The organism is Antarcticimicrobium luteum, assembly GCF_004358185.1.
In the GTDB taxonomy this organism is placed as follows: domain Bacteria; phylum Pseudomonadota; class Alphaproteobacteria; order Rhodobacterales; family Rhodobacteraceae; genus Antarcticimicrobium; species Antarcticimicrobium luteum.
Window position 1 is genome coordinate 316,150 of record NZ_SMUV01000074.1, and the last position, 12,504, is coordinate 328,653.

Consider the following 12,504-nt stretch of genomic DNA (forward strand, 5'->3'; position numbering starts at 1 on the left):
CGCGCGCCGCTCAATACCGTGGAGACCCCAGCAGGTGGTCAGGCAGCAGCCGGATCGCCAGCGCCCCCAGCCCGGTCAGCAGCACCAGCAGCACGAAGAGCCAGCCGAGGAACGGCACCAGCCCGATCACCCCGACCGCCAGTGCGCCGACGCCCGCCGCCAGCGCGCGCTCGCCGATCCTGTCCGGCAGTGCCCGCCCCGCCGCCGAGAGCAGGGCCACGCCAAAGGCATAGGCCCCCACCACATAGCCGAAGAACCCGGCCAGAGCCGCCAGCAGGAAAAAGGCCGGGGTCAGCAAAAGACCGATGCCGGTGAGGGCCACGACCAGCCCGGCGCCCGAAATCGCGGACAGCGCCACGAACCCGGCCCCCAGTGTGCGCAGGGGCCGGTCCAGGATTCGCCGGCGCATCGCCGCCAGCGCCTCGGGCACCAGCGCCGCGATCAGCGCGGCAACCCCGGCCACCAGCAGCACGCCGAACACGAATCCGCCCAGCGCACCGCGCCAGGACACCATCTGCGGGCCGCCCCAGTCGTGCTCCCACTGCTCGATCCGGCGCCGCTCGACCCGCTCGGCCGGGGCGACCGAGGCGGGCACGCTCAGGCTGCCCGGGGTGCTTTCATAAAGGGTCAGGGTGCCCGCGACACGCGCGCCGGGGCCGAAATCGACCTGCCGCGCGGTCAGCGCCAGGTCGCCGGAAATGGCGCTGTCCAGCGCGACCCGTTCACCGGCCAGCAGGGCATAGCCCCCGATATCGCCGGTGATCTCCAATTCGGACCCCGAGGCGCGCAGATTGCCCGCCACAGGACCGCGCACCGTCACCTCCTGCCCGAACAGCGTGGCGTTTCCGGCCACGGTGCCTGTCACCGCGATCTGCTGACCCAGTGCATAGGCATTGCCGCCGACAGCGCCCGACAGGGTCAGCCAGCGCCCCGCCAGATGTGCCGTGCCGGAAATATCCGAGGTTGCCGATACCCGTTCACCGCCCAGAAACAGGTCGGCGCGGCCCGGCTCGGCAAAGGTCACGGTCTGGGCGGCACGAAAGGCGTCATCGCCGATGGCGAACCGATCACCGTCCTCGCCGGCCTGCGCGGCCGGTCCCGAGACCGTCGCCAGTAGCGCACTCAACAGAAAACAACGAACCAGACGCATCTCAATCCCCCTGCGTGAAAATCAGAAGCCCATAGCGCAAAGCTGCCTTCGGGATAGGACACATCTGCGTGTCGGATCAAGAAAACCGCAGCGGTGCGGCGGCCAAAACGCGACAAAGGCGCCCCTGAGGACGCCTTTGCCATATTTTCGGGTATGACGGGGGGCCTGTCGCCCCCGGCAGAATTCGCTGACGCGAATTCGCCGTCTTACATCATACCGCCCATGCCGCCCATGTCGGGCATGCCGCCACCGGCGCCTGCGCCTTCTTTCTGCGGCTTGTCGGCCACCATCGCTTCGGTGGTGATCAGCAGGCCGGCGATCGACGCGGCGTCTTCCAGCGCGGTGCGGACCACCTTGGCGGGGTCGATCACGCCGAAGGCGAACATGTCGCCATACTCTTCGGTCTGCGCGTTGAAGCCGAACTTCAGGTCGTCCGATTCACGGATCTTGCCGGCCACGACGGCGCCGTCGACGCCTGCGTTCTCGGCGATCTGGCGCAGCGGAGCTTCCAGGGCGCGGCGCACGATGGCGATACCGGCGTTCTGGTCGCTGTTCGCGCCTTCCAGGCCGGCCAGCATCTTGGCGCCCTGCACCAGAGCGACACCGCCGCCCACGACGATGCCTTCCTGAACCGCGGCGCGGGTCGCGTTCAGCGCGTCGTCGACGCGGTCCTTGCGCTCTTTCACCTCGGTTTCGGTCATGCCGCCAACGCGGATGACAGCCACACCGCCGGCCAGCTTGGCCACGCGTTCCTGCAGCTTTTCACGGTCGTAGTCGCTGGTGGTCTCTTCGATCTGGTTGCGGATCTGAGCCACGCGCGCTTCGATCTCGGCCTTGTCACCGGCGCCATCAACGATGGTGGTCTCGTCCTTGGTGATCTGGATCTTCTTGGCGGTGCCAAGCATGTCCATGGTGACGCTTTCCAGCTTCATGCCCAGGTCTTCGCTGATCACCTGACCACCGGTCAGGATCGCGATGTCCTGCAGCATGGCCTTGCGGCGATCGCCGAAGCCCGGTGCCTTGACGGCGGCAATCTTCAGACCGCCGCGCAGCTTGTTGACCACCAGGGTGGCCAGCGCTTCGCCTTCGACGTCCTCGGCGATGATCAGCAGCGGTTTCTGCGACTGGATCACCTGCTCGAGCAGCGGCACCATCGGCTGCAGCGACGAGAGTTTCTTCTCGTGCAGCAGGATCATGCAGTCTTCCAGCTCGGCGGTCATCTTGTCGGCGTTGGTCACGAAGTACGGCGACAGGTAGCCGCGGTCGAACTGCATCCCCTCGACCACGTCGGTCTCGGTTTCCAGACCCTTGTTCTCTTCGACGGTGATGACACCCTCGTTGCCGACCTTCTGCATCGCGTCTGCGATCTGCTGGCCGATCTCGACCTCGCCGTTGGCCGAGATGGTGCCGACCTGGGCAACCTCGGCCGAATCGCTGACCGGACGCGCGGCGGCCTTGATGGCCTCCACGACCTTGTCGGTGGCCAGGTCGATGCCGCGCTTGAGATCCATCGGGTTCATGCCGGCGGCAACCGCCTTCATGCCCTCTTTCACGATGGCCTGGGCCAGCACGGTGGCGGTGGTGGTGCCGTCGCCGGCCTCGTCATTGGTGCGAGAGGCAACCTCTTTCACCATCTGGGCGCCCATGTTCTCGAACTTGTCTTCCAGTTCGATTTCCTTGGCGACCGACACACCGTCCTTGGTGATGCGGGGCGAGCCGAAGCTCTTGTCCAGGACCACGTTGCGGCCTTTCGGGCCCAGCGTGACCTTGACGGCGTCGGCCAGGATGTTGACGCCCTTGAGCATCTTGTCGCGGGCAGCGGTACTGAATTTGACGTCCTTGGCAGCCATTGCTGTTTTCCTCGTCTAATTTGGTTTCAGGGAAGGGCGCGATCTCAGGCGATGATGCCGAGAATGTCGCTTTCCTTCATGATCAGCATTTCTTCACCTTCGACGGTGACTTCGGTGCCGGACCATTTGCCGAACAGCACCTTGTCGCCGGCGCTGACCGCCATCGGGATCAGCTCGCCGCTGTCCTTACGGGCGCCTTCGCCGCAGGACACGACGATCCCCTCGGCAGGCTTTTCTTTCGCACTGTCGGGAATGATCAGGCCACCGGCGGTTTTTTCTTCGCCTTCAACACGGCGCACCAGCACCCGGTCATGAAGTGGTTTGAATGCCATCTTTGCAGCTCCTTGAGGCTCAAAGTTCGTTTTTCATCGGGCTCTCCACTCCCCGGGAGAGCCGTTATCACTCACCATGTGGGAGTGCTAACGGCGCATAGCTAGGCAGAGCGCGTGCGCGTGTCAACACAAGTCTTTGCTAAAATCGAGTCACTGGTCGTCCCAGCTGTAGGCCCAGTGCACCAGCCCCTCGGCGCCGGCAGGGGTCAGCCGGTAGATGCCCTTGTCCACCCGCTCGAACCAGCCATAGTGGTTGTCGGACATGAGCCGCGTGGCGGCCGCCACCCCGGTGGCACGGGCCACCAGCGCCCCCTTTGCCGGCCCGCTCTCGGCCAGATGCGCGGCGCAGCGCAGCGCGTCCTGCCGATAGGCGGTGACGATGCCATGCCGGGTGGCGCCCCCCGAATTGGGATCGCCCTGCAACCGGTCGAATTCGCGCAACAGACGCGCGCTGCGCTTTTTCGACTTGCGCGGGGCATGGGGACCGGGATCGCAATGCACCTCGGCCCGACCGTCGCCGCGCACCGTGATCAGCCCCAGCCCGAGCCGGCGGCACAGCGCCAGATTGTCCCGCAGCGCCCCGCGCGCGGTCCGGCCGTTGGGGCGCGGCACCGCGACATAGACCAGATCGGTGACCGACAGCCGCGCGATGGCCTGATGAAACAGACTCAGCGAAAACCGCAGCTTCAGCTCGACGATGACCGGCGGCTCATCGCCCCGCCGCGCCATCACGTCGGCCGGGCCGACCTCGCCCTTGACGGTATACCCCTGCCGCTCCAGCAACGCCTTGACCGGCGGATATAGATCCTGCTCCAGACTCATCGCCGCGACCCTAGCCGATCCGGTTTCGCGCGTCCAATTGACACCGGCCCGGCCTTGAAACCCCACGTGACAAGCCCGGCCGCCCTGCCTATAACGCGCGCAAAATCCACCCCTCATTGCACAGGACGCAATTATGACCATCCAAGTCTTTGGCCACAAATCCCCCGACACCGATTCCACCGGTTCGCCGATCATCTGGGCCTGGTACCTGACCGAGGTGAAGGGCGAGGCCGCCGCGCCGAAACTGCTGGGCGAGCCGAACACCGAGGCCGCCTTTGTGTTGCAGCGCTGGAACCTGGACAAGCCCGAGATCATCTCGGGCGTCGAGGCCGACGCGCCGGTGGTCATCGTCGACACCAACAACCCCGCCGAGCTGCCCGAGGGCATCAACGCCGCCGATATCCGCGCCATCATCGACCACCACAAGCTGGTCGGCGGCATCGAGACCAAGGGTCCGATCGACATCACCGTGCGCCCGCTGGCCTGCACCGCCACCATCATGATCGACCTGATGGGCGAAGACGCCGCCAAGATGCCCGAGGCGATCAAGGGCGCGGCGCTGTCCTGCATCCTGTCCGACACGCTGGAATTCCGCAGCCCGACCACCACCGACCACGACCGCGCCGTGGCCGAGAAGCTGGCCGCCGATCTGGGCATCGACATCGCCTCCTACGCCGCCGAGCTGTTCGAGGCGAAATCGGATGTCTCCGCCTTCTCCGACGCAGAGCTGCTGCGGATGGACTCCAAGGAATACACCATCGACGGCACCGAATTCCGCGTCTCGGTGCTGGAGACCACCGCGCCGAAGATCGTGCTGGACCGCAAGGACAGCCTGATGGCCTCGATGGTCGATGTCGCCAAGGAAGACGGCGCCGATCAGGTTCTGCTTTTCGTCATCGACATCCTGAACGAAGAGGCCACGCTGCTGGTGCCGAACGATCTGGTGAAAACCGTTGCCGAGAAAAGCTTTGGCGCAACCGCCACCGGCGACACCGTGGTGCTGCCCGGCATCATGAGCCGGAAAAAGCAGATCATTCCGAACCTCAAGGTCTGATCCGAGTTCAAGGAGGCGCCCGGCGGGCGCCTCTTTTCGTTTCCGGTAATCTCAGGTCCAACATGCTCCCGGTTGCCCTGACCGTCCTGAATCTCTTCACCCTGTTCCTGTTCGACTGGGACAAGAGCCAGGCCGCCCGCCAGGGCTGGCGCATATCGGAACGCAGCTTTCTGTTTCTCGCCTTCTGCGGCGGCTGGCCGGCGCTTAAGCTCGGGCAATGGCTGTTCCGCCACAAGACCCGCAAACAGCCGTTCAAGACCCTGTTGACCCTGATGATCGGCCTCAATCTGCTGACCGTCGCGGTGCTTGGCTCTCTCGCCGGGCCAGAGCTGCGCGCGCGGGCCTTTGGCTGGCCCGAGGCTCCGCTCAGCACCTGGCTCACCCAGTCGCGCCCGCACCTCCCGTCGGTCGGCGTCGGACGGGACAGCCCCGCTCAAGGCACCCACCGGTTCTTCCAGTCGGCGCGGGACTGACGCCCGCCTCCATCGGCGGAGCGAAGATCACGATGGCCTGCCCGGACAGCGCCAGCGCGGCGCCCACCGGGGCTTTCCCGCATCGTTTTTAGGGTTTCCCCGCAGCAGTCAAACCGCCATATCTGCGCCGACCGCAATTGCCCGAAAGCCCCTCCCATGACCCAGATCATCGACGCCCTCGCCGACATCTCCGACCGCTACGACGTGCTGTTCGTCGATCTGTGGGGCTGCGTGCATGACGGCGTGCGCGCCTATCCGGCGGCGGTCGCGGCGCTGCAGGCCTACCGCGCCCGCGGCGGCACCGTGGTGCTGGTCACCAACTCGCCCAAGCCCCGGCTCGGCGTCGCCGTCCAGATGCGCAGCTTTGGCGTGCCGGACGACGCCTATGACACCATCGCCACCAGTGGCGACAGCGCGCGCGCGGCGATGTTCGAAGGCGTGGTCGGTGAAAAGGTCTGGTTCATGGGCGAATGGGAGCGTGACCACGAATTCTTCGAACCGCTGCATGTGATCCACGACCCCGCCCCGGTCACCCGCGTGCCGCTGGACCAGGCCGAGGGCATCGTCTGCTGCGGCCCGTTCGATCCGATGGCCGATCCGGCGGTGAACCGGCCCGAGTTCCTGCTGGCCAAGCAGAAGGGGCTGAAACTGCTCTGCGCCAATCCCGATATCGTCGTGGACCGGGGCGAGACCCGCGAATGGTGCGCCGGTGCGCTGGCCCGGCTCTATACCGAAATGGGGGGAGAGAGCCTTTATTTCGGCAAGCCGCATCCGCCGATCTACGATCTGGCCCGCCGCCGTCTGGCGGATCTGGGCAAGGACGTGGGCAATGCGGCAATCCTGGCCATCGGCGACGGCATCCACACTGACATCGCCGGCGCCATGGGCGAGGATATCGATTCCCTCTTCATCACCGGCGGACTGGCGGCGCAGGACACGAAAACCGCGCAACAACCGGAACCTGCGGCGCTGGCGGCCTTTCTGGAGGCGGAAATGACCGCCCCGACCTATGCGATCGGGCATTTGCGCTGACTGAAAAACCGCTTGATTTTCTGCGCCTGCAAAGTAATAAAGTTGCCGCACCACCACCAGAGTCGCACATTTATTGCCGCGCAGATGAGACAAGAGGACGATATGTTGGACAACCTGCCCCGCGGAACGATCTGCATCGAGGATATCGAGATGGGCATGACCCGCCATCTGCGCAAAGTGGTGACCGACGAGGATATCGAGATGTTCGCACAGGTCTCCACCGACCATAACCCGGTGCATCTGGACGACGATTACGCGCAGGACACCATCTTTGAGGGGCGCATCGCGCATGGGATGCTGACCGCCGGGCTGATCTCGGCGGTGATCGGCGAACAGCTGCCGGGGCACGGCACCGTCTACATGGGCCAGACGCTGAAATTCCTTGCCCCGGTGCGGCCCGGCGACATGGTCTATGCCGAGGTCAAGGTGATCGACATCGACCTGGGCAAGCGGCGCGTCAAGCTGGACTGTCACTGCTCGGTCAACGACAAGAAGGTGCTGATCGGCGAGGCGACCGTGCTCGCCCCCAGCCGCAAGTTCGACTGAGGCCATTCAGGTCCGGCGCGGGGCGTCTTGCGCCCAGGCGCGCGGGGCGCTAGGCATCGCCCATGCGGATCATCCGGGATCATCAGTTCGTCGAAACCCAGGACCGCGGCGCCAGTGCCGCGATCGGCAATTTCGACGGTGTGCATCTGGGCCACCAGTCGGTGATCCGGCTGGCGCGCGGGGCGGCACCGCAGGCACCGCTGGGCATTATCACATTCGAGCCGCATCCGCGCGAATACTTCGCGCCGCAAAGCCCGCCCTTCCGCCTGATGCGCCGCGGCGCACGGGCGCACCGGCTGGAAAAGCTGGGGGTCGAAAAGCTCTATGAGCTGAATTTCAACGCCGCCCTGGCCGGCCTCACGCCAGAGGCCTTCGCCCGCAGCGTGCTGGCCGAGGGGCTGGGCGTCGCGCATGTGGTGGTGGGGGCCGATTTCTGCTTTGGCAAGGGCCGCGCCGGCAACGCGCAGGATCTGGTCCGCTTCGGGCGCGAGATGGGCTTCGGCGTCACCGTCGCGCCGCTGCTGGAACAGTCGGAAAACACCGTCTCCTCCACCGCGATCCGCACCGCGCTGAGCGAGGGCCGCCCACGCGAGGCGGCCTCCATGCTGGGCCACTGGCACCGGATCGAGGGCGCCGTGATTGGCGGCGAACAGCGCGGCCGCGAGCTGGGCTTTCCCACCGCCAACATGTCGATCGAGGGGCTGCACCCGCCCGCCTTCGGAGTCTATGCGGTGCTGGTCGATGTGCTCGACGGGCCGCACAAGGGCAGCTATCGCGGTGCCGCCTCGCTGGGGGTGCGACCGATGTTCGGCGGCGAGGTGCCCAATATCGAGACCTATATCTTTGACTTTTCCGGCGATCTCTATGGCGCGACGCTCTCGGTCGGGCTGGTGGAATTCCTGCGTCCCGAGATGCAGTTCGAGAGCCTCGACGCGCTGATCGCGCAGATGGATGGCGATTGCGCCCGATCCCGCGACATCCTGGGCGATCTATGAGCGATCCGATCGACCGTTCCGGCCTCTCGCCGCGCTTTTGGGAACGAAAGCCCCTTCGCAAGCTGACCGAGCGGGAGTGGGAGGCGCTGTGCGACGGCTGCGGCAAATGCTGCCTGAACAAGCTGGAGGACGAGGACACCGGCGAGGTCGCCCTGACCCGCGTCGCCTGCCGGCTGCTGGACGACACCACCTGCCGCTGCGCGCAATATGAGATCCGGCACCAGTTCGTGCCCGAATGCATCGTCCTGCGCCCGGGCAATATCGACGAGCACGCCTATTGGATGCCGCGAACTTGCGCCTATCGCCTGCTCTGGGAGGGCAAGCCGCTGTTCGACTGGCACCCGCTGATCTCGGGCACCGCCGAAAGCGTACATTCGGCCGGCGTTTCCGTACGCAACCGGACCGTGCCGGAATTCGAGATCCCGGAAGAGGACTGGGAAGAGTATATCATCGAGGAGCCGATCTGATGTTCTTTGCCTCTGACAATACCGGCCCGGTCCACCCCAGGGTAATGGAGGCGCTGGCCGAGGCCAACAGCGGCTATGCCATGGGTTATGGCGCCGATGCGCTGATGGACCGGGTGCGCGACCGCATCCGCGAGGTGTTCGAGGCGCCCGACGCGGCCGTCTATCTCGTCGCCACCGGCACTGCGGCCAATTCGCTGGCGCTGGCGACGCTGGCCAATCCCTGGGACACTATTTTTTGCACCCCCGTCGCCCATATCCAGGAGGACGAGTGCAACGCGCCGGAGTTCTATTCCGGCGGCGCCAAGCTGACGCTGGTGGGCGCGGACGACAAGATGACGTCCAGAACCCTGCGCGCGGCGATCGAGGGCGAAGAAACCCGCGGCGTGCACGGGCCGCAGCGCGGCCCGGTGTCGATCACCCAGGTGACCGAGCGTGGATCAGTCTATACGCTGGAGGAATTGCGCGAACTGACCGCAGTGGCAAACGACTTTGACCTGCCGGTGCATCTGGACGGCGCGCGCTTTGCCAACGCGCTGGTGGCGCTGGGATGCAGCCCGGCAGAGATGACCTGGCAGGCCAGCGTCAACGCGGTGTCCTTCGGCGGCACCAAGAACGGGCTGATGGGCGCCGAGGCGGTGGTGTTCTTTGATCCCGCGCAGGGCTGGGAATTCGAGCTGCGGCGCAAGCGGGGGGCGCATCTGTTTTCCAAGCACCGCTATCTTTCGGCGCAGATGGAGGCCTATCTGGCGGACGGGCTGTGGCTGGAAATGGCCGAACAGGCCAACGCCAATTGCACCCGCCTGGCCGTAGGGCTGCGCGATGCGGGCGCCGAGTTCCTGAACGTGCCGCAGGCCAACATGATCTTTGCCGCCCTGCCCCGCCGCGTGCACCAGCGGCTCAAGGCCGAGGGCGCGATGTACTACCTGCAGGGCGGCCCGCTGGAGACCGGCGACGGTGACGAGCCGCTGGGCTGCCGGCTGGTCTGCGACTGGTCGATCAGCGCCGATCTGATCGACCGGTTCGTGGAACTGGCCAAGAGCTGAGGGCTGGCAAGGCCCCCCCTCCCGGTTTCTCCCTCCCTGTCTCGCCCCATTTCCCCCTCCGTCCCCCTGAGAGGGGGCGGGAGGCAAGTGGCGGTGCGCGCGCCCGAATATCCTGTCAACGTCCAGGCGCAGAGGGCCACGCCCGGCCCTGGGTCGGCCCGACGGATGAAAAGCGCGGGGCTACTCGCCGGCCCATTCAAACAGCGCGCGCAGATGTGACGCCACCTCTGCCGGGTGGGTGATCGGCAGCATATGACCCGCCCCTTCGATCACCACGTTCCGGGCATCGGGCAGGCGGCGGGCGATGGCGTCATTGATCGCCCTGGTCACCGGATGGCTGACGGTGCCGCGGAGCAGCAGCGCGGGCATCGAAACCCGGGCGATCCGGTCCGGCCCGAGAATGCCGGCAAGGTCGTCGTAGAGAGACGGGCGGCACGCGGGCACAAAGCGGATGCTGCGCACCATACCGGCGCGCGCGGCCTCGGGCATGTCGTCCCAGGACACCCCCGCCCCGCCCCACAATTCGTTGAACAGCCGCGCGCCGGTCTCATATTCGCCCCGCTCGAGCGGGCCGGTGAAGGCGGCGGTATCGGCCTCGTGCAGGGCCAGCGCCTCCGGGTCGTCCTGCATCGCGAAACAGAAATAGACCGGCTCGACCATGGTCAGCGAGCGCACCCGGTCCGGATGCGCTGCCGCCAGCCGCAGCGCGACCGTGGCGCCGAAGGAGTGGCCGATCACGTCCATCCGCTCGGTCAGGAAACTTTCGCCGATCTCGGTCATGCGGTCCTGCACGTCGCCCTGCCCGTCCCAATCGGGGCTGCGTCCGTGGCCGAGCATGTCGAAGGCGGTAAAGGTCGCCTCGGCCTCCAGCTGCGCGGCAATCCCGCGCCAGGCGCCGGAATGGGCCAGCGTGCAATGGATCGCCAGCACCTGTCGGGGGCCATGGCCGAACTGCCGCGCGAACACCGGCTGCGGCAGTCCCTGCCCGTCCATCACAGATCGCCCGCGAGGGTGGCCTCAAGGTCGTCCAGCCGGTCCTGGCCCCAGAATCTCTGGTCCTCGCCGGTAATGTAGAAGGGCGAGCCGAAGACACCGCGCGCGGCGGCCTCTTCGAGATTGGCGGCATAAGCCTCGGCGCCCGCAAGCAGCCCGCTGTCGGTCAGCGCCGGATCGAACCCGGCGGCCTCCAGGCAGGCGCGCAGCACCGTATCCTCGGCGATGTCCCGGTCTTCGGCCCAGACGGCGCGGGTGATGCCATGGATCAGCGCCCCCATGTCACCGCCGCCCGCGGCCTGCGCCGCGATGATCGCATAGGACGAGGGCGCCGGGTTGGTCGGCCAGTGCGCCGGCTTGAGGTTGAACGCCAGCCCCAGCTTTTTCGACTGCCGCATCAGCTCCTGCGCCCGGTACTGCATCCGCGCCGGGTGCCGCTCGGCCGGGGCAACGCCGCCGGTACGCGGGAACAGACCGATGATGTCCAGCGGCTTGTAGGTGATCGTGGCGCCGTGCCGCGCGGCGATCTGCTCCAGCCGCGTGCCCGCGAGATAGACATAGGGCGACAGCGTCGAAAAGAAGTAATCTACATGATGTGGCATCTTAACATTTCTCCCGCCCAAATCTTTGCGCGAAGGTACGCACATGCTAAGCGGTGTCAACTTCACGATTCTGTCACACCAGACCTTGCTGCCCGGGGATATCAGCACATGGCGACTCTGAACGAACCCAAGCTTATCGCTGGGAACGCCAACCTTCCGCTTGCCGAGGCCATCGCGCGCCGCATGAGTATGCATCGGGGGGTCAACCTCGATCTGGTCGACGCCCGCGTCGAGCGGTTCAACGACGGCGAAATCTTTGTCGAGGTTTACGAGAACGTGCGCGGTGAGGACATGTTCCTGATCCAGCCGACATCGAACCCGGCCAATGACAACCTGATGGAGCTGCTGATCATGGCCGACGCGCTGCGCCGGTCCAGCGCGGCGCGGATCACCGCCGTGATCCCCTATTTCGGCTATGCCCGCCAGGATCGCCGCACCAAGGCCCGCACGCCGATCAGCGCCAAGCTGGTGGCCAACCTGCTGACCCAGTCCGGGATCGAGCGGGTTCTGACGATGGACCTGCACGCGGCGCAGATCCAGGGCTTTTTCGACATTCCGGTCGACAACCTCTATGCCTCTCCGATCTTCGCGCTCGACATCAAGGCGCATTTCAGGGACCGGATGGGCGATCTGATGGTGGTCTCTCCGGACGTGGGCGGCGTGGCGCGCGCGCGGGAACTGGCCAAGCGGATCAATTCGCCGTTGTCGATCGTGGACAAGCGCCGCGAGAAGCCGGGCGAAGTGGCCGAGATGACGGTGATCGGCAATGTGACCGACAAGATCTGCATCATCGTCGACGACATGTGCGACACCGCCGGCACCCTGTGCAAGGCGGCCGAGGTGCTGATGGAGAACGGCGCCAAAGAGGTGCACGCCTATATCTCTCACGGGGTGATGAGCGGCCCGGCGGTGGAACGGATCACCAATTCGGTGATGAAGACTCTGGTTCTGACCGACACCATCGAGCCCAGCAAGGCGGTGCAGGCCGCGCCGAATATCCGCATCGTCCCCACGGCGCCGATCTTTGCCCAGGCGATCCTGAACATCTGGTACGGCACCAGCGTCTCGTCGCTGTTCGAGGACAAGACGCTGTCGCCGATCTACGAGTCGCTCTACATGCCGGACTGATCCGGGGGCGCGGGGGC

Annotated in this window: 14 protein-coding genes; 8 read left to right on the top strand and 6 right to left on the bottom strand. The window is 66.1% G+C overall.

Annotated elements, in window-relative coordinates; all coding sequences use genetic code 11:
* Positions 1-10: 10 nt before the first annotated feature.
* From E1832_RS21605 to E1832_RS21620, 4 genes are all read right to left on the bottom strand, one after another.
* Positions 11-1,150, bottom strand: coding sequence for a DUF8173 domain-containing protein (locus E1832_RS21605; protein ID WP_245514079.1), 1,140 nt, complete (start codon positions 1,148-1,150; stop codon positions 11-13).
* A 206-nt stretch (positions 1,151-1,356) separates the two neighbouring features.
* Positions 1,357-3,000, bottom strand: a complete 1,644-nt coding sequence (groL, locus tag E1832_RS21610; RefSeq protein WP_133361853.1) for a chaperonin GroEL — start codon at positions 2,998-3,000, stop codon at positions 1,357-1,359.
* Positions 3,001-3,044: 44 nt separating this feature from the next.
* Positions 3,045-3,332 carry a co-chaperone GroES gene (locus E1832_RS21615; RefSeq protein ID WP_133361854.1) on the bottom strand — a complete coding sequence of 96 codons (288 nt, stop codon included), beginning with the start codon at positions 3,330-3,332 and terminating at the stop codon, positions 3,045-3,047.
* Between the two features lie 150 nt (positions 3,333-3,482).
* Complete coding sequence (locus tag E1832_RS21620) at positions 3,483-4,154, bottom strand: DUF2161 domain-containing phosphodiesterase (RefSeq protein WP_133361855.1); 672 nt, start codon at positions 4,152-4,154, stop codon at positions 3,483-3,485.
* Between the two features lie 133 nt (positions 4,155-4,287).
* On the opposite strand from E1832_RS21620, the gene E1832_RS21625 reads away from it, so the two are divergent.
* From E1832_RS21625 to E1832_RS21655, 7 genes are all read left to right on the top strand, one after another.
* Complete coding sequence (locus E1832_RS21625; RefSeq protein WP_133361856.1) at positions 4,288-5,208, top strand: manganese-dependent inorganic pyrophosphatase; 921 nt, start codon at positions 4,288-4,290, stop codon at positions 5,206-5,208.
* A gap of 62 nt (positions 5,209-5,270) precedes the next feature.
* Complete coding sequence (locus E1832_RS21630; protein WP_133361857.1) at positions 5,271-5,681, top strand: DUF1294 domain-containing protein; 411 nt, start codon at positions 5,271-5,273, stop codon at positions 5,679-5,681.
* 156 nt (positions 5,682-5,837) lie between these two features.
* Positions 5,838-6,713 carry an HAD family hydrolase gene (locus tag E1832_RS21635; protein ID WP_133361858.1) on the top strand — a complete coding sequence of 292 codons (876 nt, stop codon included), beginning with the start codon at positions 5,838-5,840 and terminating at the stop codon, positions 6,711-6,713.
* A gap of 102 nt (positions 6,714-6,815) precedes the next feature.
* Complete coding sequence (locus E1832_RS21640) at positions 6,816-7,259, top strand: MaoC family dehydratase (RefSeq protein WP_133361859.1); 444 nt, start codon at positions 6,816-6,818, stop codon at positions 7,257-7,259.
* Positions 7,260-7,321: 62 nt separating this feature from the next.
* Positions 7,322-8,254 (top strand): bifunctional riboflavin kinase/FAD synthetase, encoded by a 933-nt coding sequence (locus E1832_RS21645; RefSeq protein ID WP_133361860.1) that lies wholly within the window; start codon positions 7,322-7,324, stop codon positions 8,252-8,254.
* Positions 8,251-8,721 (top strand): YcgN family cysteine cluster protein, encoded by a 471-nt coding sequence (locus tag E1832_RS21650; protein ID WP_133361861.1) that lies wholly within the window; start codon positions 8,251-8,253, stop codon positions 8,719-8,721. Before E1832_RS21645 ends, E1832_RS21650 begins: the two co-directional genes overlap by 4 nt.
* Positions 8,721-9,764 (top strand): threonine aldolase family protein, encoded by a 1,044-nt coding sequence (locus E1832_RS21655; RefSeq protein ID WP_133361862.1) that lies wholly within the window; start codon positions 8,721-8,723, stop codon positions 9,762-9,764. Before E1832_RS21650 ends, E1832_RS21655 begins: the two co-directional genes overlap by 1 nt.
* A 180-nt stretch (positions 9,765-9,944) precedes the next feature.
* Here E1832_RS21655 and E1832_RS21660 read toward each other — a convergent pair whose 3' ends face one another.
* Both E1832_RS21660 and E1832_RS21665 read right to left on the bottom strand, forming a co-directional pair.
* Positions 9,945-10,757 carry an alpha/beta fold hydrolase gene (locus tag E1832_RS21660; RefSeq protein WP_133361863.1) on the bottom strand — a complete coding sequence of 271 codons (813 nt, stop codon included), beginning with the start codon at positions 10,755-10,757 and terminating at the stop codon, positions 9,945-9,947.
* Entirely contained in the window at positions 10,757-11,359 is a 603-nt protein-coding gene (locus tag E1832_RS21665) for a 2-hydroxychromene-2-carboxylate isomerase (RefSeq protein ID WP_133361864.1), read from the bottom strand. Before E1832_RS21665 ends, E1832_RS21660 begins: the two co-directional genes overlap by 1 nt.
* Before the next feature lie 108 nt (positions 11,360-11,467).
* Here E1832_RS21665 and E1832_RS21670 point away from each other — a divergent pair, with 108 nt between their 5' ends.
* The gene (locus tag E1832_RS21670) at positions 11,468-12,487 is read left to right on the top strand and encodes a ribose-phosphate pyrophosphokinase (protein WP_133361865.1); all 1,020 of its coding nucleotides are present in this window, start codon (positions 11,468-11,470) and stop codon (positions 12,485-12,487) included.
* Positions 12,488-12,504: the final 17 nt, after the last annotated feature.

Bases quoted from the DNA above. Each gene is read 5' to 3' on its own strand.
- E1832_RS21670 (WP_133361865.1), top strand. From the start codon at position 11,468: ATGGCGACTCTGAACGAACCCAAGCTTATCGCTGGGAACGCCAACCTT.
- groL (WP_133361853.1), bottom strand. From the start codon at position 3,000: ATGGCTGCCAAGGACGTCAAATTCAGTACCGCTGCCCGCGACAAGATG.
- E1832_RS21665 (WP_133361864.1), bottom strand. From the start codon at position 11,359: ATGCCACATCATGTAGATTACTTCTTTTCGACGCTGTCGCCCTATGTC.
- E1832_RS21645 (WP_133361860.1), top strand. From the start codon at position 7,322: ATGCGGATCATCCGGGATCATCAGTTCGTCGAAACCCAGGACCGCGGC.
- E1832_RS21635 (WP_133361858.1), top strand. From the start codon at position 5,838: ATGACCCAGATCATCGACGCCCTCGCCGACATCTCCGACCGCTACGAC.
- E1832_RS21660 (WP_133361863.1), bottom strand. From the start codon at position 10,757: ATGGACGGGCAGGGACTGCCGCAGCCGGTGTTCGCGCGGCAGTTCGGC.
- E1832_RS21605 (WP_245514079.1), bottom strand. From the start codon at position 1,150: ATGCGTCTGGTTCGTTGTTTTCTGTTGAGTGCGCTACTGGCGACGGTC.
- E1832_RS21615 (WP_133361854.1), bottom strand. From the start codon at position 3,332: ATGGCATTCAAACCACTTCATGACCGGGTGCTGGTGCGCCGTGTTGAA.
- E1832_RS21620 (WP_133361855.1), bottom strand. From the start codon at position 4,154: ATGAGTCTGGAGCAGGATCTATATCCGCCGGTCAAGGCGTTGCTGGAG.
- E1832_RS21640 (WP_133361859.1), top strand. From the start codon at position 6,816: ATGTTGGACAACCTGCCCCGCGGAACGATCTGCATCGAGGATATCGAG.
- E1832_RS21655 (WP_133361862.1), top strand. From the start codon at position 8,721: ATGTTCTTTGCCTCTGACAATACCGGCCCGGTCCACCCCAGGGTAATG.
- E1832_RS21625 (WP_133361856.1), top strand. From the start codon at position 4,288: ATGACCATCCAAGTCTTTGGCCACAAATCCCCCGACACCGATTCCACC.
- E1832_RS21630 (WP_133361857.1), top strand. From the start codon at position 5,271: ATGCTCCCGGTTGCCCTGACCGTCCTGAATCTCTTCACCCTGTTCCTG.
- E1832_RS21650 (WP_133361861.1), top strand. From the start codon at position 8,251: ATGAGCGATCCGATCGACCGTTCCGGCCTCTCGCCGCGCTTTTGGGAA.